The 23,873-nt window shown below is 45.0% G+C and carries 20 protein-coding genes; 11 read left to right on the top strand and 9 right to left on the bottom strand.

Annotation, left to right across the window (positions count from 1 at the left end; genetic code table 11):
* The first annotated feature begins 1 nt into the window (after position 1).
* From DOM22_RS02010 to DOM22_RS01985, 6 genes are all read left to right on the top strand, one after another.
* Entirely contained in the window at positions 2-1,477 is a 1,476-nt protein-coding gene (locus tag DOM22_RS02010; RefSeq protein ID WP_142698783.1) for an ABC transporter ATP-binding protein, read from the top strand.
* Entirely contained in the window at positions 1,474-2,505 is a 1,032-nt protein-coding gene (locus DOM22_RS02005) for an ABC transporter permease (RefSeq protein ID WP_142698782.1), read from the top strand. Before DOM22_RS02010 ends, DOM22_RS02005 begins: the two co-directional genes overlap by 4 nt.
* Entirely contained in the window at positions 2,505-3,380 is an 876-nt protein-coding gene (locus tag DOM22_RS02000) for an ABC transporter permease (protein ID WP_142698781.1), read from the top strand. Before DOM22_RS02005 ends, DOM22_RS02000 begins: the two co-directional genes overlap by 1 nt.
* Positions 3,381-3,393: 13 nt before the next feature.
* On the top strand, positions 3,394-4,467 hold the full coding sequence (locus tag DOM22_RS01995) for a hypothetical protein (protein ID WP_142698780.1): 1,074 nt from the start codon (positions 3,394-3,396) through the stop codon (positions 4,465-4,467).
* A gap of 224 nt (positions 4,468-4,691) precedes the next feature.
* Complete coding sequence (locus DOM22_RS01990; protein WP_168196532.1) at positions 4,692-6,206, top strand: methyl-accepting chemotaxis protein; 1,515 nt, start codon at positions 4,692-4,694, stop codon at positions 6,204-6,206.
* A 154-nt stretch (positions 6,207-6,360) separates the two neighbouring features.
* Positions 6,361-6,795: a hypothetical protein gene (locus DOM22_RS01985; RefSeq protein WP_142698779.1), complete on the top strand. Its 435-nt coding sequence runs from the start codon at positions 6,361-6,363 to the stop codon at positions 6,793-6,795.
* Between the two features lie 80 nt (positions 6,796-6,875).
* Here the strand turns inward: DOM22_RS01985 and DOM22_RS01980 are convergent, their stop codons facing one another.
* Positions 6,876-7,970, bottom strand: coding sequence for a hypothetical protein (locus DOM22_RS01980; protein WP_142698778.1), 1,095 nt, complete (start codon positions 7,968-7,970; stop codon positions 6,876-6,878).
* A gap of 520 nt (positions 7,971-8,490) precedes the next feature.
* Here DOM22_RS01980 and DOM22_RS01975 point away from each other — a divergent pair.
* The 4 genes from DOM22_RS01975 to DOM22_RS01960 all read left to right on the top strand — a co-directional run bounded on the left by DOM22_RS01975 (position 8,491) and on the right by DOM22_RS01960 (position 14,595).
* Entirely contained in the window at positions 8,491-9,561 is a 1,071-nt protein-coding gene (locus tag DOM22_RS01975; RefSeq protein WP_246845806.1) for an outer membrane beta-barrel protein, read from the top strand.
* Between the two features lie 87 nt (positions 9,562-9,648).
* A complete protein-coding gene (rnr, locus tag DOM22_RS01970) occupies positions 9,649-12,270 on the top strand; it encodes a ribonuclease R (protein WP_142698777.1) in 2,622 nt (873 codons plus the stop codon).
* A 67-nt stretch (positions 12,271-12,337) separates the two neighbouring features.
* Complete coding sequence (locus DOM22_RS01965) at positions 12,338-13,816, top strand: AarF/ABC1/UbiB kinase family protein (RefSeq protein ID WP_142702064.1); 1,479 nt, start codon at positions 12,338-12,340, stop codon at positions 13,814-13,816.
* Positions 13,817-13,824: 8 nt separating this feature from the next.
* Entirely contained in the window at positions 13,825-14,595 is a 771-nt protein-coding gene (locus DOM22_RS01960; RefSeq protein WP_142698776.1) for a LysR family transcriptional regulator, read from the top strand.
* A 52-nt stretch (positions 14,596-14,647) separates the two neighbouring features.
* Here DOM22_RS01960 and DOM22_RS01955 read toward each other — a convergent pair whose 3' ends face one another.
* The 4 genes from DOM22_RS01955 to DOM22_RS01940 form a co-directional block, all read right to left on the bottom strand.
* Positions 14,648-15,205 carry a hypothetical protein gene (locus tag DOM22_RS01955; RefSeq protein WP_142698775.1) on the bottom strand — a complete coding sequence of 186 codons (558 nt, stop codon included), beginning with the start codon at positions 15,203-15,205 and terminating at the stop codon, positions 14,648-14,650.
* Between the two features lie 152 nt (positions 15,206-15,357).
* Positions 15,358-16,533, bottom strand: a complete 1,176-nt coding sequence (locus DOM22_RS01950) for a hypothetical protein (RefSeq protein ID WP_246845805.1) — start codon at positions 16,531-16,533, stop codon at positions 15,358-15,360.
* A gap of 125 nt (positions 16,534-16,658) precedes the next feature.
* Positions 16,659-17,492 carry a flagellin gene (locus DOM22_RS01945; RefSeq protein WP_142698774.1) on the bottom strand — a complete coding sequence of 278 codons (834 nt, stop codon included), beginning with the start codon at positions 17,490-17,492 and terminating at the stop codon, positions 16,659-16,661.
* 559 nt (positions 17,493-18,051) lie between these two features.
* On the bottom strand, positions 18,052-18,900 hold the full coding sequence (locus DOM22_RS01940; RefSeq protein WP_088616335.1) for a flagellin: 849 nt from the start codon (positions 18,898-18,900) through the stop codon (positions 18,052-18,054).
* 373 nt (positions 18,901-19,273) lie between these two features.
* On the opposite strand from DOM22_RS01940, the gene DOM22_RS01935 reads away from it, so the two are divergent.
* Positions 19,274-20,590: an HD domain-containing protein gene (locus tag DOM22_RS01935; protein WP_142698773.1), complete on the top strand. Its 1,317-nt coding sequence runs from the start codon at positions 19,274-19,276 to the stop codon at positions 20,588-20,590.
* Between the two features lie 35 nt (positions 20,591-20,625).
* Here DOM22_RS01935 and DOM22_RS01930 read toward each other — a convergent pair whose 3' ends face one another.
* From DOM22_RS01930 to DOM22_RS01915, 4 genes are read right to left on the bottom strand one after another with little or no spacing between them, the layout of a single operon-like run.
* Positions 20,626-21,168 carry a thioesterase family protein gene (locus tag DOM22_RS01930; RefSeq protein WP_142698772.1) on the bottom strand — a complete coding sequence of 181 codons (543 nt, stop codon included), beginning with the start codon at positions 21,166-21,168 and terminating at the stop codon, positions 20,626-20,628.
* Positions 21,169-21,180: 12 nt separating this feature from the next.
* On the bottom strand, positions 21,181-21,954 hold the full coding sequence (locus DOM22_RS01925; RefSeq protein ID WP_142698771.1) for an SDR family oxidoreductase: 774 nt from the start codon (positions 21,952-21,954) through the stop codon (positions 21,181-21,183).
* Complete coding sequence (locus tag DOM22_RS01920; RefSeq protein ID WP_142698770.1) at positions 21,955-23,136, bottom strand: acetyl-CoA C-acetyltransferase; 1,182 nt, start codon at positions 23,134-23,136, stop codon at positions 21,955-21,957.
* Positions 23,137-23,154: 18 nt separating this feature from the next.
* Entirely contained in the window at positions 23,155-23,649 is a 495-nt protein-coding gene (locus tag DOM22_RS01915) for a hypothetical protein (RefSeq protein ID WP_246845804.1), read from the bottom strand.
* Positions 23,650-23,873 lie beyond the last annotated feature (224 nt).

The following is a 23,873-nucleotide window of genomic DNA, read 5'->3' as shown; positions in this document are numbered from 1 at the left end:
GATGAACCAAGTTCCTGCTGTTGAATTCCGACGTATCTCGAAAATTTTCGGTGATTGCGTCGCCAATGAAGATATCTCTTTCAAAGTCACAGCAGGCACGATCCACGGGATCGTAGGCGAAAACGGCGCCGGCAAATCCACCGCCATGAAAATCCTCTTCGGACTTTACACACCATCTGGTGGAGAGTTCCTGGTTCATGGCACCACTCAAGAGTTCACCTCCTCGATCGACGCCATGAAGGCCAAAATCGGAATGGTTCACCAGCACTTTATGTTGGCAGAACCCCTGACGGCTTTGGACAATATCCTTCTTCAACAAGAAGGCGGTCCATTTTCACTTCTTCCTCGCGCAGAACAAATCAAACATTTGAACGAAGTGGCGAAACGCTATGGTTTCGAAGTCGATCTGCATGCCAAGGTCGAAGATCTTTCTGTCGGCGCTCAACAACGTGTCGAGATTCTAAAAATCCTTTCACAAAATTCTGAAATTTTGATTCTGGATGAGCCAACAGCAGTTTTGACTCCACAAGAGGTTCAAGACTTCTTTAAAAATCTTCGTCAGTTAAAGGCGGAAGGTAAAACCATCCTTATCATCACTCATAAATTGAAAGAAGTGATGGCACTAACGGATGAAGTGACTGTATTCCGTTCGGGCAAAGTCATCGGCTGTCGTAAAACGTCTGAAACATCCATCCCGGAGCTTGCAGAGATGATGGTCGGTCGCCGCCTGCAAAATCCTCACGAGCGCAATACGACAATCGATCCAAAACCTGTGATCGAAATTCAAAACCTTTCTGCGACGTTGGGCAATCACTCCGTTGAAAACTTGAATCTGACGGTGCATACACGCGAAGTCGTGGGTGTGGCAGGAGTTGAAGGCAATGGTCAGGATATTTTGATTCGGGCATTGTTAGACAAGCATGCGTTTTCCAAAAAACACTTGTCAGGTAAAATCGCGACTCACGGTCAAGTAGGATCCTTCCCGGAAGACCGTTTGCGTTTTGGCGTTTTGCCGACTCGCCCGGCTTATGAAAACTATCTTTTGGGCCAACACCGTTCAGCAAAGTTTGCGCGCGGTATTTTCTTGAAAATGAAAGACGTCATTCAAGCGACTCGCAAAGCGATGGAGCAATATGATGTTCGCCCTCGCAATGAAAACCTAACGTTTTCAAGTTTCTCAGGCGGTAACCAGCAGAAGCTGGTTGTAGCGCGTGCCCTATTGCAACACCCCCAGGCCGTTATTGCCGCTCAACCGACTCGTGGTGTGGATATTGGTGCGATTGAGTTTATTCACAATGAAATTCGCGCCGCCCGTGATGCGGGTGCGGGTGTTTTACTGATTTCTTCCGAGTTGGATGAATTGATGGCTCTGTCTGATCGTATTTTGGTTCTTTATAAAGGTCACTTTGTCGCTGAGTTCTCTCGTCAGGAATTTGATGAGATCAAAATCGGCGCAGCGATGGGAGGTGGCCATTGAGACGCTTACTAGGTTTCGCCATTGGTTTGGTAGCGGCCCTTTCACTGACCTTCTTGGCTGGTGAAAATCCACTGAATATTTTTATGATTCTTTTAAAGAGTGCCTTTGGTTCAACTTATGACCTGGGCATGACTTTGTCTTATGCAACTCCAATGATCTTTTGCGGTTTATCAGTTGCGATTGGTTTCCATGCAGGCATGTTCAATATCGGAGCTGAAGGTCAGCTGACCATGGCTGCTGTCACAGCCGCTGCGATTGGTGTGTTTTTTCCAAACGTTCCGTTTCCCGTGGCTCCCCTTGTGGCTTTCTTGGGCGCGCTAGCCGTCGGTGCATTCTGGGGTTGGATTGTGGGTCTGTTGAAAGCTTTGCGTGGAAGCCATGAAGTTATCATCACGATCATGATGAATTTTATCGCAGCTGGCCTTGCCAGCTGGTTTGCTCTTAAAGTTATTCCAAATCCAAATTCACAAAATCCTGAAACGGCGATGGTGTCTGCGAACTATATGTTTAAAGACTATGATTTGATTGCTCGCTTTTTCCCTGACACTCCTGTGAATGCGTCCTTGGTAATCGCTATTATTCTTGCGGTTTTGATGTGGATATTCCTTTGGAAAACCACGTGGGGCTTCGAGTTGCGGGCGGTTGGCTCAAATCCCGAAGCGGCTCAACGTTCAGGTATTTCTGCCAAACGTATTCAAATTATTGCGATGGCTTTGGCTGGCGCTTGCGCTGGTTGCGTGGCTTTGTCTGAAGTTATCGGCAGTGCGGGCCAATACCGTGTGGGCTTCTCTCCCGACTATGGTTTCATCGGTATCGCCGTTGCACTGCTGGCGGCGAACAATCCTTTGGGAATTATCGCTGCTGGTTTCTTAATGGGAGCCCTTCACAAGGGTGCTTCCGATCTGGATTTGGAAACTTCCACTATCACTCGTGATTTCTCTCGTATTATTCAGGCATTTATCATTCTTGGTGTGGCGGCGAGTGCTTACTGGGAATATCGCGTTCGTCGCAAAAGGAAGAAGGACTAATGGAATTCTTTTTCATGATATTTGCTTTAGCCCTGGCGACTTTGCGTTTGGCAACTCCACTGATCTTTGCCTCCATGGGTGGCATGATGAGCGAACGCTCTGGTGTCGTGAACGTAGCCCTGGAAAGCTTTATGCTGGTGGGTGCTTTCGCCGGCTCGGTAGTCGCAGTTTATTCTTCATCAGCGTGGCTGGGTTGGGGTGCCGCTTTGGTTGCCGGACTGATCATTGGTGCGCTTTACGCTTTGTTCGTTATTGAGTTGGGTGCCGATCAAATCGTAACCGGCATGGCATTTAATCTTTTGGTGATGGGTGTGATTCCTTTTGCCACAAAGATTCTGTTTAACTCCACAGGCTCTACCCCTCCATTGCCAGCAGAGTTCCGTTTTGCATACGAACCCTTGATTTTCGCGTTCGTATTGGTGGCATTGCTGACTTTCTGGCTTAAAAAATCCCGCTCTGGTTTGTGGTTGTTATTTGCTGGTGAAAATCCTGAGGCCTTGCTGGCTGCGGGCATCAGTGTTCGTAAAGTTCGCTGGGCTGCGGTTTCTTTGAGCGGTGCTTTCGCGGCTTGGGGTGGCGCAAGTCTTTCTTTGTTCCTCGCTTCTTCTTATTCACCGATGATGTCAGGCGGTCGCGGCTTTATGGCGTTAGCAGCTTTGATCTTTGGTAAATGGAAACCTTTACCAGCATTCTTTGCCTGCCTGTTGTTCGCTTTTGCAGATGCGGTCCAAATCCGTTTGCAAGGTGTGCAAATCGGCGGCATGACTATTCCCGTTCAATTTATTCAGATTTTACCATACATCGTTACAATTGTTGCCTTGGCGGGATTTATCGGCGCCAGCCGCCCTCCTAAAGCCTTAGGCCGCGAGTTGTAAGAAGGAGTTCGTCATGTTTAAAATTATTTTGCCCCTGCTGTTGGTTTCTTCTTCAGCTTTTGCTTGGGGAGGCCGCGGTCACGATGCAATCTGCCGTGCTGCTGTTTTCTTGGTTAAAGAAGAAGGTTTGAAAGAATACATGCGCAACAAGCCTCAAATGATGGGTCACTTGTGTAACATCCCAGACTTTTATTGGAAGAGCTTGGGTGGTGACGCTGCTAAACACGGTAACCCCGCACACTTTATCGATATCGAAGTGATTGGTCTTAAGGTGGCAGACATCTCCACTGATTATAAAAAAATCATGACAGACTTCACTGGCAAAGAAAACAAATTCAGAAATGATGGAACGACTATCAAGGACATTCCAACTGAATTTGGTTCTGCTTGGTGGAGAGCGGATCAATTCGTAAATCGTATCGCCGCTCTGAAACCTGAATTCGCGGCGGCGAAAGCTCCAACGAACTTTAAGGAAGAACAAGACGAGAACTTGCCATTCAATAAGCTTGCTTATCAAATGGCGGTGGACATGGGTTTGATGGGTCACTTCGTTGGCGATATCTCTCAGCCATTCCACACGACGGCTGACTATGATGGATGGGCAGCAGGTCACGGCGGCATCCACGCGTACTTTGAAGATGCGGTGGTGGGTGAGTTTGATGGCGACCTTGATTGGTTGGTATTAAAACAAGCGCGCACAATTAAAAATGCGCCGTTCTTGAAGCCTGCGACAGTGATCGAAAAAATGAAGTCTCTTTCTGTGATCTCCAATACAGAAATTCCGAAAATTCTTAAAATGGATACGGTAACAAAGCCGTCTGAACTTAAAAAAGAACACGGAATGGAAATCAAAACGAAAGCCGAAAGAAAACCGGCAGCTGTTGCTTTCAAGAGAATGAAACCAGTCATCGTAAACGATATGGCCCGCGGTGCCTTGTTACTTGCAGCTCTTTGGGATGAAGCTTATGTGAAAGCGGGAAGCCCCAAGATCGGCGCTTACAAGTCTTATAAGTATCCCTTCACTGTGGATTTCGTAATGCCTGATTACTACACTCCACCAGCAGAAACAAAAACAGACAAAAAATAATTAGATTTAGGCCGCTCCCAAAGCGGCCTTTTTTTTCACATTCTCTCCAACGGGCGTGGAGAACTTAGCAGCATATTCACGACGAACAGCCTTAACAAATGTTGTTTTACTCTGACATCAAGAAAACTTGATTGCCAGAGAGGTCACATCTGAACTTTGTAATCGAAATTTAATTTATTCTAAATAGAACATTTCCGATGAGAACTCCAATGGAGAAATTTAGAATGAAAAACAGAAGTCTTAATTTTAAAATGATTTTCGTCATGGGAATCTTACTTGCAGGTTCCCTTTCTATCACTGGAATCGGGTTATCCAAGCTAGGACATATGAACGACGCAATTCACGCATTGGTTCACGAAAAAAGTGCCCGAGTCTCTTTAATCAAAGATATCCGGGGGTTGTTTTATATTCAGTTGATCAATGAAAAGAATTATATTCTGGTGGAAGACAAAAAGGACGTCGCGATTATTGAAGAGAGAATGAATAAACGTCACGACGAACTTTTAAAAAAGATCGACGAACTGATTGCGATCTCAACTGAAGTTGGAAAAGAAGAACTGACAAAATTCAAAGCCGTCTATGGTACCTGGTGGGAAAACTCTCAAGAACTTCGCAGGCATGTACAAGCCGGCAATAAAGACGAGGCCTCCAAGATCAGCACGGTCGCCAATAGGGACCTTCGTCTGAATGGTGAAGCTATTATTGATTCAACGGTGGACCGCAACGAAAAGAAAATGCAGGAAGAAGTTATTCATATGTCTGAGCAGTACAAAGAAGCTCGCCTTATGATGCTTTTGGCGACCGCTCTTTCAATGATCATCGGCGGCGGCATTGCTGGGATCGTCTTATATAAACTGAGCAAGTCGATCAACGGGGTGATTAGCAACCTCACTCTTTCTTCCCGAGAGGTTTCTTCTGCCTCCGATCAAATCGCCACGGCTGCGACAGAATTGTCCGAAGCTACGACCGAACAGGCCGCCTCTTTGGAGGAATCTGTTGCCACCATCGAGGAACTCTCATCGATGGTCAAAATTAATTCCGAAAATGCCGCTGCGGCAGCAAAGCTATCCAGTGATACCAGCGAAATAGCCAAACGTGGCGAAGGCGAGATGAATGCTCTTTCTCAATCCATGACGGATATCGCTGCGGATTCCAAAAAGATTAACGATATCATCGCGGTCATCGACGATATTGCCTTTCAAACGAACCTATTGGCCCTTAACGCAGCAGTTGAAGCCGCCCGAGCGGGAGAGCAAGGCAAAGGTTTTGCGGTCGTTGCAGAGGCTGTACGCGCGCTATCGCAACGAAGTTCAGCTGCAGCCAAAGATATTGGCGAATTAATCCGCTCCAGTGTCACACGAATTGATACTGGCAGCGGACAAGCCCAAAAAAGTGCGGCGGTCTTGGCCGAAATTCTAAACTCTGTAATAAAGGTATCTGCGCTAAACCAGGAAATTTCCTCAGCAAGTATGGAACAATCAAATGGCATTGAGCAAATCAGCAAAGCCTTAAATCAGCTTGATCAAACAACTCAAATCAACGCGGCATCATCCGAAGAGGCTGCTGCCTCATCAGAAGAGTTAGCCGCTCAAGCGGAAAGCTTAAGTAACGTTATTCAGGAACTCGCCTACGCAATTCGTGGCCAAAGCCACGCCGAACAAAACGAGATAACTGTGCCTCAGCTTTCGCACAATAGCACCCCTTTGAAACGCACCGAACTGCTTGAAAAGGCAGGCTAATTACCAATCTCATAATAAGACAACATCCATCAACAGGAGCCATTTAACGGCTCCTGTTTAACTTTTTCGCCGTCAAAGCCCCCCTATTCCTTAATAACCAGGCACAGCCCTCGCACAGATAAAGATGGGTTCTTATAACTAAAGGGAGAGATCTATGAAAAAGAGAGTAATGCTTGCGATGGCGATCGTCATGTTGTTGGGTTCTGTTAAAGCGATGGCATCAGCTTATGATGAAAATCAACGTACAAAAACGGAAGCTTCTGAGGAAGATTCCATCATGAGTTCCGATGACATGCTCATGAACGATGCCATGATCGAGAACCAAATCAGCAAAACACAAACTGCTGAAGCCGAACTGGCAAAAGCGGAAAAGCTTGGCGAAATCAGAGAGAAAATTATGGTTCTGGCTGAAAAATCAAAATTTTTAGATGAAGTAAAAGTTGGCAGCCAAACTGTAAGCCGCGGTCAGGCATTGTTTGCAGCAGAAGCAGACTACACTTCACTCGAAAATAAGTTCGATATGAAGCATGCAAAAGATGTTTCTAGTATCTTGGATGCCAGCATCCAGTCTTTGCCGAAATCCAAGTAATCGGTTTTTCAATATTCTAAACGCAAAAAAGCCCAGGTTGCCCTGGGCTTTTTTTATGACCTCAGCTTGTGAGAATCAAATTACTTAGCCATGTCGCCAGTGTATTTGAAACCAACAGTGATCACGTTTTTAGTAGAATCACCAGCAGTTGAGAAATCTTTGTCTTTGATAGACGTGTAAGCTACGTGGTAACGGAAAGCTTCGTCAGCTTTAGGTACGTACTCAAGAGCAACTGCGAAAGCATCGCGTTTGAATTGCTCAGAAGCAGTGTCTGATTTGTTTTCAGACATTTCGTACTTAAGAACTGGGATCCAACCGTTGATGTTGTAACGAGCTTCAACGATAGTTGAGTTCGTTTTTCTTTCAATAGTAGTTGCAGTAGTAGTAGCTTTGTCTACGTTACCGAAGTACTCAAGGTCGATAGTCAAATCAGCCATTGGAGCTACACGAAGAGATGCAGCTGTGAAGCTTTGCTCATGACCAGTACCAACTACGTCGCCAGCGCCAGAAGTGTAGTTCAAGTTAAGAACCAACATTTTGTCGATGAAAGAACCAAGGTAGTTCAAACCCATGTTGTGACGTTTATCAGTAGAACGAACGCCGCCATCAACTGTAGTCGTGTTAGTTTGGTTAGTTACTTGAGCTTCCAACTTGTGGTTCTCAGTGATTGTGTAACCAGCAGAGATACCAGAAGAGTTTTCTGGGTTAGCGATAAGAGCTACGTCAGAAGAAGTTGCAGTTGAGTTAGCACCAACACCGCTGTTCGCCATAGAAGTAAGGTAAGTGTCACCGTGTAGAGTTTTTTGACGCTCAAAACCACCAGTGTTCACTTCAAGCTTACCAGCTTTGAACATCCATGCGCCCATTCCTTTACCAGCCCAAAGGTGGTCAACGAATTTATCAACAGTCATGTTTTTATGAAGATCGCCAGTAGAATCTACGAACGCTTCGAAAGAACGCAAGTTCCAAGCAGATTCAACAACTGCTTCACCAACGTTACCGTTCAAGTAAAGACGAGCTACATTCGGAGTGAACAAAGAAGAACCAGCTACGTTTGCGCCGTTAGCTGCAGAGTAGTCTGCCGTGTTAACGTAGTCAGAACGTACTTCCAATTTAACACCTGCGAAAGCCGAGCTAGCTGCAAAAGTCGCTGCTAATACTAAGAGTTTTTTCATAAATGCATCCTTTCAATTTCGTTGCAAATTTGAACTTTCAATTCGTTTAAAAGCTTTGTTTATACAAAAAATGCTAAATAGGACCTTCGGCAAGATCAACAACAAAAATGCCGGGAAACACGTGAATCATACAAAAAATGGAGTAATTACTTCGCCGGAAGCAAAAAGTTTTGATCATCAATATTTTTATGTTTCTCAAAAAATGACCTCAAAATATTTTCGAACTCACTCCACGCAAATCCGCGAGGGCAGCGATTTTTATGCAGACAAATCATTCTGAAAACCCAACTCGTACGCACAACAAAGTTCAAGATATCCACATAAAAATTGTTGTTTACTTAGGGCCAAAACAACTTTGATTGACGCAAAATCCCAATCTAGTCTTAAGAACCTCGCTGATGGTCTAGTAACATATCATGAGTATGTCATTTGACTGGACCTAGGTCTTATCTCTCAGCAGAGAAATGACAAACCGAGTGTGAACGAATCCAATAAACAAAACATATAAAGGAGAAACCCGGTGCGAATTTTCAAGTTATTGGCATTCATGACTCTTGCTGCTTCTTTTGCGAATGCCGCTGATATTGGTGGAATCACGGTGAATGGTGAGATCGCATTTGATTACAACTTTTTGGATGTCAATTCACTGCCATTTTCCGGCTCTGCTTCGAATGAAACTTACAGGATTAACACGAGCCAGATCTTGGCAAAAAAAGAGACAGAACAATTCTATGTTTTAGCACGCTTGGTTTACACACCAACAACTTATGTAACTGCGACAACACCTGCAGAAGTTAAGTCCACAAGCAACCTTGGAATGCTGGACCAAGTTGAGGTGTACTATAAACCTCTTCCGAATCTATATATAGGTGCGGGTCGTTTCCTGACGACAATGGGTTATGAATCTGTTTTGAGATCAGAAAATTTGTTTTACGGATACTCGATTGCATTCCAGGGAATCACACCAGGCTACGGCGAAGGCTTGCGCGCACGATACGTGATGAGCGACCTGTTGACGGCAACTGTTTCTACTTACAACCAATCTAAATACAATATGTACGGCGACGACTATACACCAACAAAAACGACCGAGCTTTCTGCGAACGGTGCGTTCGGTGACTTGCAATGGTTTGCTGCCTATTATTTCGGTAAAGACGCAGCCCTTTCACCGACAACAGGCACTGCGGAAAACACATCAAGCAATGTTTGGGCTTCTTACCGCATCAATGATTCTTGGATGATAGCAGCAATGTACGACTCTAAAACATATAAGCCTGACAACGATGTTGCGGGTTGGTCAGACGATTTGGGCGTTGTTGTTAACTATAAGCTTTGGAACAATTCCTTCGCGGCACGCTATGAAATGGTGCGCGGAGCAATGCACTTAAGAGAATTTGATACTCTTGTATATGGAAGTGCCGATAAAGTTAATTCTCTGACTTTGAATGACAAAATCGAGTTAAATCCGAACTTAAATGTATACCTAGAATACCGTGCCGATCACGCCGATGAAAAATGTTTCACCGATACCGACGGTAATTCAACCGAAAATGCCCAACTGTTAACACTGGGTGTTTTAGCAAAATTCTAATTCCCGCAAAAAGGGACCCTCGGGGTCCCTTTTTTTTCGACATCCCCATCAAGTGTGCTACCATAATTCTTAGTAAAGGAAGCAACCTTGAGCACTCATAAAAAGTCCATCCTTACCGGCACAATCAAAAGACATCCAGATGGCTTCGGTTTCTTTATCCCAGAAGATAAGGAACACCCTGACGTTTATATTCCCCGCAATTCTATGGAAGGCGTGATGACCAACGATAAGGTCACCGTCGAAGTCTATCCTGAAAAAAACAGTGATCGTTTCCGTGGCGAGATCATTCGTGTCGTACAAAGAGGAACAAAAACTTTTGTCGGTCGATTTTATCGCTTAAACGATAAAATCGGAATCTTGCGTGATGAAGGCAAGGGCTGGGGGCAGGATCTTAAGATCAAAATAGAAGACTCCATGCAGGCTAAAGATAAGGAATTGGTTGCGGCCGAAGTTCTGACTTACCCTGAAAGTGGTAAATCCTTTACCGGTAAAGTGACCTCTGTCATCGGAGATGCTTTAGATCCTTTGACTGATATTAAGCGCGTAATTTTGTCCTCTAACATTCCTCAGGAATTTTCAGCAGATACTTTAGAAGAAGCAAAACGCTTTAAGGAAGTTCCCGAAGAAAAAGATTATAAAGGCCGTACAGATTTGCGCGATCTTGATTTAATCACGATTGACGGCGCGACAGCGAAAGATTTCGATGACGCTGTCTATGTGGAAATGAATGGCGAAGGCTTTCTTCTTTATGTAGCCATTGCCGATGTCAGCCATTATGTGCAAACGGGTTCTGCAATTGACCGTGATGCTTACGAACGCGGTACTTCCGTTTACTTCCCGAACTTTGTGGTGCCGATGCTCCCAGAAGTTCTAAGTAACGGACTTTGCTCCCTGAATCCGCACGTTCCCCGCCTCTGTATGGTCGCAGAAATGCAGTTCGACTTTAATGGTGAAATGACCAAGTCCGAATTCTATGAAGCGGTTATGGAAAGCAAGGCCCGCGTTACCTATGGTCAAGCGCAAGAAGTTATCGATGGCAATGGCGATGAAAAATTCAACCATGTGAAGGACAATATTCTTCGCCTGGCCGACCTTGCCAAGATTCTGATGGCGAAAAGATTCAAAGAAGGCTCTTTAGATCTTGAAATTCCTGAAACTGAATTGGTTATCGATGGTGCCGGTGTGCCAATCGATATTCAACGTTCTGAACGCCTTTTCGCCCATCGCCTGATTGAAGAGATGATGCTTGCTGCAAACGTAGGTGTCGCAAAATTCCTTCATGGAAAAAATGTTCCAGCTCTTTACCGTATCCATGAACCACCAAATGAAATGGCTATTCGCACTCTTGAAAAGTACATGGCAACTTTCGGTGGTAAAACGAAGTTGGGTCAGGGCAAATTGCAAAAACGCCTGACGAAAGCTTTGGAAGAGTTTGAAAACCGCCCCGAAGCCCAAATTCTAAATATCCTGACATTAAGATCGATGAGCCAAGCCAAATACAGCCCGAACAATGTGGGCCACTTTGGTTTGGGCTTTGAATTCTATGCTCACTTTACCTCTCCGATCCGTCGTTACCCGGACTTGATCATCCACCGGTTGCTTAAAACTCAAGTGGTGAAAAGCAATCAATACCGTTTGATGAGCGAAGATGATTTAGCTTCAGCAGGAACGATTTTGTCGGCGGCCGAGCAAAGATCCACAAAAGCAGAACGTCAGGTTCAATCGATCAAAAAAGCCCGTTTCATGGAGAAATTCCTGGGCCAAGAGTTTGATGGCATGATCAGTTCCGTAGCGAAGTTTGGTATCTTTGTCCTGCTTCGTGAATACGATATCGATGGACTGGTTCGCCTGGATGACCTTGGTAACGACAAGTGGGAATTCGACGAAGAAAATCTGCGCTTGATCGCGAAGCGTTCGGGAATGTCTTATAATATCGGTGACAACATCCGCATCCAAGTTTCCGCCGCTGATCCTGAACTGGGTCAAATTAACTTTGTTAAAGCTGGCATGGAAATCAAAGATGAAATGGACGAGGAATTTGACGACGAAACTGGCGAAGGTAAATCCCCAGCCGCTAAGTCTGCAGAAAAGTATTTGAATCGTCTGCGTAAAAAAGAAAAACAAAATAACGAATGGAGCGGAGAAGACCGCCGTCGTGGTGATGACCGTCGTCAGACGGATCGCCGTGGACCAAAGGACGAAAAGTCTTTCAGCGTTCGTGAAGATCGCAAAGGTCATAAGGACCAAAAAAATCGTCGCGATCAAGAACGCGGTGGCGGCCCTAAAAAGACTCAGAACGAAAACAGAAATCCAAATCAGAAATCACGCTATTTTGGTGATAAACGCGAAGAACAAGGTGGACGCGAAGAAAAGCAACAGAAAGCTTTCCAATTCCGCCCAGCCGGTGAAGACCAACAGAAAAAGGGACCGGATGAGAGTCTGCTCCGCATGATCTTGGGCCCCGCCGAGTTGCGCAAAGCCAATAGAGAAGACTCTCAGGACAAACCGAAATTAAGTAAGAAATTGCTGTTTGCCGAGCAAAGCAAACTTCGTGATAATGACGAAAACTCGGAGAAGAACAGTGACAGCCTTAAAGACCGGAAGCCAAATCGGAAAGACTCTAAAAAACGCGGCGAGACTTCGAACGATAGTCGGGGTGTTCGCAAAGCACGGGTTTCACAAGGTCGCGGAAAAGGTAAAACTCGGTAGATTCATCATTGACCGTCTAAACGCATCCTCTGACATTGAAACCTATTCAATGCCAGAGCGCATGCGTATGAGCTTCGAAGAATTAGGTCCCACGTTTGTAAAGTTGGGACAACTTTTAGCGACTCGTCCCGATTTGGTTCCTGAAGCTTATCTTAATGAATTCGAAAAACTCCATGACCGTGTTCAGCCTTTGCCCTTCTCGATTATTGAAGGTGTCTTAAAAGATGAATTCGGCGAGATGCTTTATAAGACTTTTACAAGTATCGATCCTGAACCGCTGGGTTCAGCCAGCATCGCTCAAGTCCATAAAGCTCGCTTGTCCACTGGCGAAGAAGTGGTTATCAAAGTTCAACGCCCTGGTATCATTCAAACGATCAATGATGATTTGAATGTACTGTATTTGCTTTCAGATCTTTTGGAAACCTACGTTCCAGAAAGTCGTCCCTTTAATCCTCAAGCGATTGTGCAGGAGTATTTTAAAACTCTGGAGCTTGAGACGGACTTTATCGTGGAAGCAAATAACATCCGCCGCTTTAAAGAAAATTTCAAAGACGATGTCACGATCAAAATTCCACGCGTTCATCTGGATCTTTCCACAGAGCGCGTTTTAATCATGGAAGCTCTTCCCGGGGTTCCCCTCAGTGCAGAGCCCACAATGCGTGAAGGCATTGACTCCCACGAGGTGATCAAACGCGCTTTGGGCGCTTATCTGCAAATGGTCTTTGAAGACGGTCTTTTCCACGGTGATTTGCATGCCGGGAATTTCTTTATCCTGCCAGACAATCACATCGGGTTGATCGACTTCGGCGTCGTGGGTCGTTTAAACAAACGCACTCAAGCCACCATCGCCAATATGCTATTGGCTCTTTCCACTGAAGATTACGAGCGCCTGGCGTTTGAGTACGTGGACCTGGCTCCTTTCTCGGATCAAGTGAATGTGGATCTGTTCGCCAAGGAATTGCGCGAATTAATCGCTCCTTACTATGGATTGACACTTAAAAACGTTAATTTGGGTAAACTGCTTTTAAGATCATCAGGAATTGCGGCGAGACATCACATCAAAGTTCCAACAGAACTTATGATGTTCTTTAAATCCATTATTTCAATTGAAGGCATTGGTCGAAAACTTCATAAGGATTTCGATTTCCTTCAATACTCCTTGGCTTTCGCTGGAGATTTGGCAAAAACGCAATTGGGACCCGCAAGAGTGATGGATGAGATGTCGCAAATTGCGCGCGAATCCCGTAGCTTCCTAAACGCCCTGCCTCGCCAGCTGAATTTCTATTTTAGAAAAATCAACAGCCCGGATCACTCCTTCCGCATCAAAATATCGGAACTGAGTGATTTAAAGAAGTCCCTCGAGGTTTCCTTTAATCTACTATTCTTAGGCGTGATCATTGGTTCTTTGATTTTAAGTTCCGCCTATATTTCCGTTCATCCGACGGAAAACCACATCGCAGGCATTCCAACCATGAGCTTTATTGGGTTTGGTCTGGCCATGGGGATCGGATTTATTGCTTTCATTAACTATATTAAAAAGTCATAGGAACTCAGATGCAGCAGTTGTATTACGAAATGAGTATTTTAGCGAAAGCCGTGAACTTTAAAAATCTTTCAGCTGCCGCTCTTCATGTGGGACTTAGCCAACCGCAACTTTCCCGAATTATCGCCAAAATCGAGGACGAACTTAAAATCGTTCTTTTAGATCGCTCGGCAAAAAGAAAATCTGGTTGGACAGCAGTCGCATTTCAGCTTTCCGAAATTTTTGAAAAATCCATTCGCAGACTGGAAACGGAACTGCAAGGGATCAGCAACAACCAAATGGTCGGCGAACTTCACATTGGAACTTTGGAAGGTCTTTCAGACTTTGCAATGAACACTTGCCGCCAATGCTTTAAAGAAGTTGGCGTAAGCAAAATCACTTTGGATATTTTTGATTTAAACGAACTCGAAGCCAATTTTCTTTCCGGAAACTTGGATTTAATCTTCACTTCGAAATCTCCAGGGCGTCAAAAATTTAAATACCTGACCGAATTGGGATTTCAAAAGCTGGAGTTGATCGAAACCAACAAGAACTATGCCGTTTTGAGTACTTTCGAATACGGCCGCGCAAATAAAAAAGAACTGGAGCGTTTTCCACACATCTTTGTCTCGAATTCCTTGTCTGTGCGTCGTTCGTGGCTGAGCGAAACCGGCGGAACGGGTCATCTGCCCACAGAGGCCAAGCGTGGTAAAGCCAAAGATGCGGAACCGGTCTTGATGATCGGTTCGGAACTTTTAAATCCCGTCTTATGGGAAAATATCACTGAAGCTATCAGCGAATAAAAAAGAGGATCTGCACAACAGATCCTCTTTTCATTTTAACTCTAACTAACGATTAGTGTGGAGTTGGGGGTTCAATTACTTCGCCACCGTTTTCAGAGATGTAAAGGTGGTCAAGACCAACCGTTGCACCCAAACCGGCGTCAAGTTTGATCGACATGTTCATTGCAAGTTGTGGCCAGCCCACTTTAACTGCTCTGAAAGAACCTGCACCGATAATCACAGCTGCATCGCCGTTTACTGCCAAGTATTTACCCAAGATTACGTCTGGATCAGCGTTGAACAAGCTAAGCTCGCCACCGATACCGTGGAATTTCAACCAGCCAAGACCCACTTGAGGTCCAATGCAATGAGCGCCCATCGTGATCTTCACAGGACGGCTCCATTTCGTGCCATTGAAACTTGTACATTTCAACATACCATATGCAGTTGTTTTGAATTTACCTGCGATGATTTTGAAACCTTTCGAGACACCTTTAAAGTGCATACCGCACACCCAAGTGCGACCACCTTGCATAGATACGTCATCAGTCATCATAGACATGTCTGCAGTTTCTGCTTTCGCAACCATCCCTGCTAAACCTACAGCTAATACAACGAGCAGCTTCTTCATGAATCTCTCCTTTTATCTTCCTTGATTGGAAATATTTTTGTGTAGCTCTTATTCGGAACTATCCAGGAGAGGGACGCAAGTCGGTGGATGAAAGACATGAAAAAGGCGACATTTCTGTCGCCTTTCAATGTGACTTAAAACTGGACTGATAATTATCGTTGAGCAGAGACAAACTGATTGATGATATCTGCCACTTCAGCAGACTCATTGATCACGCGCTGGCTGATGGCTACGTTTTCAATGAAGTATCCAAACGCACGGATGTTCTGAGTATGTCCCAAAATTGGAGTGACGTTTTGCATGTTATATTTTGCGTTTTGATAAGATGCTGTTTGAAACAGATCTGTATAATTGATGTCAGCACGTTTTTTGAAAGCCCAGTCGCGAGCCGTCTGAGCTACGTGGCAACTCACACAATCCATATTTTCAGCATGAAATATTTTTGGATTTTCAATGCGATAAGCGGCGAAAACTTCCTTACGAATCAATTCTTCATTCCCCGTTTGCAGATTCGCTGAATTCACAACGATCTTATTGATCGTGTCGTCGCCTGCAGGAGCGGGGGAAATCATCCCTTGGTCAAAGTGGTCTGCTGGCACTGCGCGATTGATAAAAGCCTGTGCTGCGCGATCTGTGCGATGAATTTTAAACATCTGCAGCTTACCGCCCTTAACGTCAAAACCACCGAATGCCCACATATCACCTGCGCCACGCAGAACCATTGCCGTCACGCGGGAAAGATTCTTTAAGCCGGCATACTTTAAAACGATGTTGTTGAAATCAGTAATCGACGGGTGATTTTCCTGAACGTGCGCCCACACCGGATGAACTTGCAACGGCAAACCCGTGGTGTTCATTTGGTATTTGTATTTCCAGGCTTGCAGGTCATTTAGCAAAGACATGAACTCTTCATCTGTCAAAACATAGAAAGAGTGAAGGGCTGCATCGATTGTTTGAGATTTAAAACGACCTTCCTCCAATGGTTGCCATACCAAACGTAATTGGCGCTGACAGTTTTGGGGAGTGGGAAGCGGGAAACAAGGATCAATACGCATGGCTACCACACGCAAAGCTTCATTGGTCTGATCTTGGGTCATCACTGGAGAAAGTGGCGGAATCGTATCCATGAAACGAACTGGCAGAATCGGCCCACCCGCCCCATTTGATTTCAGGCTTAAAAGTTGGTCTTGGCCAACTTTTCGTGGAAGAGGCATCAGATAAGAAACGTCGTTCAAATCCCAGAAACCAAATGCTGAAAAAGAAGTCAGGCAGCTAAGTAAAAATACGGCGATTTTGTTCATGGCTCTAAATTCCAAATTTGCAGCCATGAAGCAACCGTTTATTCTGACTTTTTGCGAAATTTGGCGTCTTGAAAATCAATTGAAACAAAAAACAACCCCCCGAAGGCTTTTACCATCGGGGGGTTGAATAGGAACTTTCGTAATTTCAGCTATTAGCCCAAGAGTTTCAGTGCCAATTGTTGGGACTGATTAGCCTGGCCCAATACAGACACACCTGCTTGCAACAAGATGTTATTTCTTGTCATCTCAGAAGTCTCTGCCGCCACGTCAGTATCTCTGATTCGAGAGTTCGCGGCTGACAAGTTTTCATCTGCAATCAACAAGTTATTGGATGTTGAAACCAGACGATTTTGTAGCGCACCAAAGTTCGCACGAATCGCATTTACCGAAGTCAAAGCGCCATCGATTAAGCTCAAGCTCGTTTGAGCGCCTTCTTTGGTACCAACTGATTCCGCAGTCAATCCCAAGGAGTCCAGCGATGAATTCGCTGCACCGGCGTTGAAGCTAATACGATCCTGGAATGGATCATTGTTAACACCAACTTGAATATCAATCATTCCGCCTGTTCCATTCAGAAGCTCGTATCCGTTGAATTTCGTTGATTCAGTTACACGCTGAATCTCAGACTTCAATTGTTGATACTCGACATCCAGGAACTTTCTTTCTGTATTACCAATAGTGTCTGACGAAGCCTGCACACCCAACTCTCTCAAGCGGATAAGCATATTGGAAACTTCATTCAAGCTACCCTCTGCAACCTGAACTAAAGAGATACCGTCGTTGGCATTTCTATTAGCTTGGCGCATACCACGAATTTGCCCCTTCAAATTCTCACTGATCGCAAGTCCCGCAGCATCGTCAGCAGCTTGATTGATTCTTTGTCCAGAGGCCAATCTTGCCATTGATCTATCTGCGTTGATTCGTGTCATGTACAGGTTTTTTTGTGCATTCAACGCTGACACGTTTGTACCAATTCTTAATCCCATTCTATCCTCCGTGCATCATGTTTCTTCCTCCGTGAAGTGTTGCCATCCATTGGCATAAGACGCGATCCGTGCGTCTGTTAAATTAATAATCTGTCTGCTTGCGAAAAGCTGACGCTATTCTCATCGGGAAAAAAATGAAGTCACTCGAGTCCAGTTTCATTCAAATTTTTTAAATTATTTCTAAGGGAATTTTTTAGAACAATGTCGAGTGTGCAAGGCACACAAAAAGATCAGCGACCAGAACGCCGCAAACAACGAACAGAAGTCGTCGTCAAAAAAGAAAAAACACTCCCCGCATTAACTTCTATTTTCCAATTTCCAATTTCTCAGAAATGTGGGTCCCCCACATTTCTGTGGGGGTCACGTCGCAGGAAACAGAGATCAATTGTCAGCTCGTAAAGTGAGCTTCGGGCTTGTACACTCGGAACCACTCACCAATAAGATGAGTGTTCTCTATGAGGGTGATCTGATCATTGAAGATAAGATCGTGAACCGGGTCTTTCGTGGTCGGAGTCGGAACTTACCCTAGCATCCTTGTTAGGATAAGTTCATCAGACTATTAACCTTGGAAAGATTTGTTCAAGAGTCCAAGTGCTACGTTAGCTTGTTGGTTCGCTTGTGCTAGTACGCTAGTACCTGCTTGCAACAAGATATTATTTCTAGTCATTTCAGATGTCTCTTCAGCTACATCCACATCTCTGATACGAGAGTTAGCGGCTGACATATTCTCAACTGAAACTTGGATATTCGAAACAGTTGATTGAAGACGATTTTGGATCGCACCGAAGTCAGCTCTCATCGCGGAAACGCTTACGATTGCTGTATCGATCGCTGCTAGTGCATTTTGCGCAGAAGCTTTATCAGCTACAGACGTCAAGTTTACACCAAGTGCCGCAGAGTTTGCGTCAGCTTTAGAAGCATCGAAAGAGATACGGTCGATTTCAGGATTATTTCTAGTACCTACTTGGAAGTCCAAGATAGAACCGACACCCGCCAAAAGTTGAGTTCCGTTGAACTCTGTACCTTCTGCGATACGATCGATCTCAGATACCAATTGATCATACTCCACGTTCAGGAACTGACGCTCAGTCGGTCCGACCGTGTCAGAAGCTGCTTGTACAGACAACTCTCTTAGACGAATCAAGATCCCAGAGATCTCATTCATCGAACCCTCAGCCACTTGGACTAGGGAGATACCGTCTTGAGCATTTCTTGATGCTTGTTTAAGACCGCGAACCTGAGCTTTTAAATTCTCAGAGATCGCTAGACCGGCGGCATCGTCGCCTGCTCTATTGATTCGGAATCCTGATGCGAGCTTTTCCATACTCTTATCAAGACCGATCTTCGTGCCCCACAGAACTCTCTGTGCATTCAACGAAGCTGTATTCGTGTTAATACGTAAACCCATAATTCCTCCTCCTTGAAGATTTACCGAGTCTCGATCCTTGAAACTCGAGGCACCTTACTGGTACCGTTGGGTAGTTCATCTCTCCCCTTACTGATCGGTGTGTCTCAGAATTCCTAAAGTGATACGTCTCAAAAAAATGCATTTCTGGGCTAAAGAACAGGTCAACAGAGGGCATGATGCGGCATAACTTATTGAAATTACTACATATCGGCAATACCGCATTCTGTATCTAGACCTTAAGAAAATGTCTCAGGGCTAGGGCTAGTGCCCTCGTCCTGACCTCAAAAAAGGGAGTTTTGCCGTGATTGACAGCCTGTTTTCTACCTTACATATATAGATCTGCCAGTTTCAGCACCCATTCGCGGAGGTTTTAGTGGAAATCAGAGATCCCATTCACGGTTCGATCTATTATGCAGAGCCTGAAGTAGCTATCTTAGACACCGCTGAATACCAACGTCTTCGCGCCATCAAACAACTTGGTTTCTCTGAGATGAGTTTCCCTGGTGCCACTCACAATCGTTACTTGCACTCGGTCGGCGTTGCTCATTTGGTGGGAAGAGTTTTTGATTCTATCTTCCGCATTTATCCTTTCTCGAAACCTTCAGTGAAAACTCGCTTCCGTCAGACAGTTCGTTTGGCAGCGTTGCTTCATGACGTGGGTCACGGTCCCCTGTCGCATACAACTGAAACAGTGATGCCACAGTTGTCTGAGCTTAAAATCAAACTTTATGATGAAGAAATGAAATATGGAGATGCGGCTCATACGGTGATGTACAAAAATCGCCGTGCGAATCACGAGGACTACACGATTCGTTATGTGACGGATTCAAATATTTCGAAAACGATTGAAAATAACTTTTCTGACATCGCTCCTATTTATATCGCCTGTTTGATTGATAAGGCTTTGCACTGCCCTGATGATTTCTTTATCGATAACGGTGTGGACTTCCGCCCTATTCTTTCGCAATTGGTTTCTTCTGAGATCGATGCGGATCGTATGGATTACCTTGAGCGCGATTCATACTTCTGTGGAACTAACTACGGAAAAATCGACTCTCACTGGCTGATTCAAAATATGACCTTCCACCGCATGGAAGATAAATTGTATTTGGCCTTGAATCGCAGAGCTCTTTATTCGTTCGACGATTTCTTGATTTCTCGTCACCATATGCATTTGATGGTTTACGGACATCACAAATCGATCATTTACGAAGAGATGTTGAATCGCTACCTGACTTCTCCAGATTGCACATTCCAACTTCCAGGTAATATCGACGAATACACTTTGTACAATGACTATCGCCTGCACGAACATTTGCGTTCCGCAAACAATCCGTGGGCCCAAAGAATTGCCCAACGTCGTCCATTCAAAGTTTTGCTAGAGCAGCACAATACGACTGAATCCGATCGTCCTGAACTGGTGAAAAAAGCTTTGGAAAAAGAAGGCTTGGAAGTGATCTGGGCGTCGTCACACGCGCGCCTGTCAAAATATCACTCGGCTTCTCCAGAAGAGCGGGCTTCACAAATCTTCGTCGTCGACCAATTGGATCCTTGGAGCCATCCAACGCCAATCAATCAATCGACGGAAATTTTCCGCCGCTATGAAGGCACTCGTATCATCGACCGCCTGTACGTAGCTCCTGAAGAGTTCGAACGCGCCGATAAAATCCTACGCACAATTAAGATCTAACGAAAAAAGCCCTTCCAAAAGAAGGGCTTTTTTATTTAGTTTTTCGGTGGAACGACCGCTTCGATGTGGCGGTCTTCTGCTTCGATCCAGGCTTTTAGGTGATCAGGCAATGCAGGTCGCTCTGAAGTTACGCCTACCAAGTTGATCAATTCTTCTGTTGTCACCAAGCCGCCAGACTTTTTTAAGAAACGCGCACGGATCATGCCGAAAGCGACTGGCTCGCCTTTTACGATGAACTTGTGCTCAATATATGTGTATTTGTCGTCCCAATAAGCCAATCGCGTGCTGATGTGGAATTTTTGAAAAGGCTTGATGGATTTTTTAAAACGCATGCGTTCTGCCACGACAACCGGGTACCAGCCGTTCGCGTTCATCTTCGGCATCGCTCCCATGCGGATCATATAATCAACACGAGCCAAATCCTGCAGAGAGAAATACACACCATTATTGATGTGACGAAGAACATCCAAATCCGTTGGCCAGCAACGGTAGGGAGTTAAGCATTCGTCCAACGCGCCAACCTTTGAGCGAAAGCGCGAGAACAAGAGTGTATATATCAGACGGAATATAAGATTCATCGAAAGGCCCTGTTACGACAAAGAGAACTTTTGACCGTTCATTGTCGCACCCATCGGACTTACCAGGAATGCCACAGTTTGGGAAATCTTGTCGGCCTCTGTGATTTTCAATGAAGGATCGATCAGTTTCATTTTTTCCATGGCTTCTTTGATGGATTTAGATTCTGGATCGTGAGCCAAGATGTATTCTTCGGTCAAAGCCACAGTCAAAGTATTCACAGTGACGTTGAATTCAGAAGTTTGTTTCGCCAAAGCTCCGGCAAAATCAATCAGACCAGAACGTACACCATGGCCCATAACGTCCTCTTTGATTTTTGCGACTGGAGAATCATTCAAAAGATAAATGATACGGCCTTTTTTACGGCTTTTCAGATATCCAATCACTGCTTGAGTCAGCATCAATGGAAGCTTCAAGTGACGATCCAACAATTCGTCCACCAGATCAATTCCGCCATCCATACGAATCGGCGAAGGCTTTTGCATCATGTTGGCATCAATGTAAATATCCAAGCCACCAAACGTTGTTGCCGCTTTACCGACAGCATCTTTGATTTGCTCTGGAGTTTTCAATTCAGTTTGAATCGCCATCGCGCGACCGTATTTATCACTGATCTCGCGAGCATCATTGATCTGATTGATAAAAGGTGATGCCACCGTTTTATCTGGATCCAAGATCACGCAGTCCGCACCCATTCTGGTCAGGGTCATCACAATGCTAGAAACAGTCGTCGTCATCGGCCCTGCGATCAGGGCCACTCTTTGGTGCAAATTCAGGCTGTTATCCATTTAAACTCTTTCGATAATAATAGCGATACCTTGACCGCCACCGATACAAGCAGAACCCAACGCGTACTTAGCATTTCTGCGGTGAAGTTCATAAACTAGGTGATTCATGATGCGAGTTCCAGAAGCACCCAACGGATGTCCTACTGCGATCGCGCCACCATTTACGTTTGTTTTTGCCGGATCTAACTTCAATTCTTTTTCTACAGCCAAGTATTGAGCGGCGAATGCCTCATTAACTTCAACCAAGTCCATTTGCTCTAACGTCAAACCAGCTTTTTGCAAAGCCATGCGAGCCGCACCGGCAGGACCAATACCCATAATGCTTGGTTCACAACCAACGGAAGCATAACTTACGATGCGAGCCAAAGGTTTCAAACCCAACTCTTTCGCTTTGCTTTCACCCATCAACAATGAACAAGCAGCACCGTCGACGATACCGGAGGCACCAGCTGCCGTAACGACACCGTCTTTTTTAAAGATCGGTTTCATCGCAGCAATTTTTTCCAATGTAGAATCTGGTTTTGGATGTTCATCTTTTTCAATAAGAACAGATCCTTTGCGAGTTTCCACCGTGACTGGAGCGATCTCTTCTGCAAAGTAGCCTTTATCGAAAGCGGCTTTATAGCGAGTTTGAGATTGGATTGAATATTTATCGACCATCTCGCGAGTGATGGAATATTTCACAGCCAGATTTTCTGCAGTAATCGCCATCGGTGTTCCCGCGTAGGCATCTGTCAATGCAGACGTCATCATGTCTTCAAGTTCAAAGTTCCCCATGCGCATGCCATCGAAACGAACTTTTCTGGCAACGTAAGGAATTTGCGACATCTGTTCAACACCACCAGCTAAAACTGCCGTGGCTTCACCTGTTTGAATCATTTGAGCAGCGTTGACCCAAGATTGAAAACCGCTGCCGCAAAGACGATTCACACCCAGTGCTCCAACATTAATTGGAACTCCTGATTTCAAACCGATGTGACGAGGAAGATATGCGGCGTCTGCGCCCGATTGCACAACATTGCCAAATACCACGTGATCAATTTTTTCGGGAGATACTTTTGCGGCTTCAAGAGTGGCTTTAGCTGCTGCTACGCCCAGGTCTGTGCCTGAAACATCTTTAAGAGATCCGCCGAAGGCGCCAAATGGAGTTCTTTTTCCGGAGATAAATACGATTTTTTCCATGGCATAAGCGTATGCTCATTACCACTGCCAAGCAAGGCCTATCATGGCTAGACTGTCGCGGCTTGTTCCCTTGTGACTGACGATAAGATCTTTGTCAGAGAAGACTCGCTCTTTAACTTGGACATCTGTTTCTGCTGCACGCGCGTTGTAATTCACGGCCGCATTCAACCAGCCTTTGTATTCCATCTTTGCGAGAGCCTGGAAAGCCTCCACTCTAAATGAAAATCTATGGGAGATTCCGGTTTTGGAAGCTGCTGGAACAACAACATCTGTTTTTAATGTTTCTTGAGTCTCTTGAACAACTCGACCCAAGATACTTTCTTGGACAACATCAGAATTGAACCATAGATTAAATGATCTATCCGCAATTCTTCCCATCATTGTGGAAGTTGTTTCTGCACCCAAATTATCGGTAGGAATAACTTTATTAACGTCTTGAGCAGTGATCTTGGGAGTCACGTTATCTACTGGGATTACCAGTTTTTTGGTCGTTGAAAGCTCGACGCCAGCCATGCACTTTCCAGCGCATAAAAAGGATGAAACAAAAAATAGGAAAGACCAAATGTATCCCATGGCTCTATTCCTATACAAATTGCGTTCCAATCTTAGATCCTAAACTCCCCTTATATTTGAGCTCAAAAGCAAATAACTAAGAGCTCCTCTTTTCTGGGCGCAAAAGGTGCCTTTAATCGCTGCAGCTGTCGTCATAATGACACCAAAGAATCGGTCTGTTTCAA

The sequence above is a fragment of the Bdellovibrio sp. ZAP7 genome (assembly GCF_006874645.1).
Taxonomy (GTDB): Bacteria; Bdellovibrionota; Bdellovibrionia; order Bdellovibrionales; family Bdellovibrionaceae; genus Bdellovibrio.
Note: the sequence above shows the minus strand (reverse complement) of the source record. Positions and strands in the feature narration are given on the sequence as shown.

What these genes read in the sequence shown, in the direction of transcription:
- DOM22_RS02010 (WP_142698783.1), top strand. Translation starts at nt 2, where the DNA reads ATGAACCAAGTTCCTGCTGTTGAATTCCGACGTATCTCGAAAATTTTC.
- DOM22_RS02000 (WP_142698781.1), top strand. Translation starts at nt 2,505, where the DNA reads ATGGAATTCTTTTTCATGATATTTGCTTTAGCCCTGGCGACTTTGCGT.
- DOM22_RS01995 (WP_142698780.1), top strand. Translation starts at nt 3,394, where the DNA reads ATGTTTAAAATTATTTTGCCCCTGCTGTTGGTTTCTTCTTCAGCTTTT.
- DOM22_RS01990 (WP_168196532.1), top strand. Translation starts at nt 4,692, where the DNA reads ATGAAAAACAGAAGTCTTAATTTTAAAATGATTTTCGTCATGGGAATC.
- DOM22_RS01985 (WP_142698779.1), top strand. Translation starts at nt 6,361, where the DNA reads ATGAAAAAGAGAGTAATGCTTGCGATGGCGATCGTCATGTTGTTGGGT.
- DOM22_RS01980 (WP_142698778.1), bottom strand. Translation starts at nt 7,970, where the DNA reads ATGAAAAAACTCTTAGTATTAGCAGCGACTTTTGCAGCTAGCTCGGCT.
- DOM22_RS01965 (WP_142702064.1), top strand. Translation starts at nt 12,338, where the DNA reads ATGAGCTTCGAAGAATTAGGTCCCACGTTTGTAAAGTTGGGACAACTT.
- DOM22_RS01960 (WP_142698776.1), top strand. Translation starts at nt 13,825, where the DNA reads ATGCAGCAGTTGTATTACGAAATGAGTATTTTAGCGAAAGCCGTGAAC.
- DOM22_RS01955 (WP_142698775.1), bottom strand. Translation starts at nt 15,205, where the DNA reads ATGAAGAAGCTGCTCGTTGTATTAGCTGTAGGTTTAGCAGGGATGGTT.
- DOM22_RS01950 (WP_246845805.1), bottom strand. Translation starts at nt 16,533, where the DNA reads ATGGCTGCAAATTTGGAATTTAGAGCCATGAACAAAATCGCCGTATTT.
- DOM22_RS01945 (WP_142698774.1), bottom strand. Translation starts at nt 17,492, where the DNA reads ATGGGATTAAGAATTGGTACAAACGTGTCAGCGTTGAATGCACAAAAA.
- DOM22_RS01940 (WP_088616335.1), bottom strand. Translation starts at nt 18,900, where the DNA reads ATGGGTTTACGTATTAACACGAATACAGCTTCGTTGAATGCACAGAGA.
- DOM22_RS01930 (WP_142698772.1), bottom strand. Translation starts at nt 21,168, where the DNA reads ATGAATCTTATATTCCGTCTGATATATACACTCTTGTTCTCGCGCTTT.
- DOM22_RS01925 (WP_142698771.1), bottom strand. Translation starts at nt 21,954, where the DNA reads ATGGATAACAGCCTGAATTTGCACCAAAGAGTGGCCCTGATCGCAGGG.
- DOM22_RS01920 (WP_142698770.1), bottom strand. Translation starts at nt 23,136, where the DNA reads ATGGAAAAAATCGTATTTATCTCCGGAAAAAGAACTCCATTTGGCGCC.
- DOM22_RS01915 (WP_246845804.1), bottom strand. Translation starts at nt 23,649, where the DNA reads ATGGCTGGCGTCGAGCTTTCAACGACCAAAAAACTGGTAATCCCAGTA.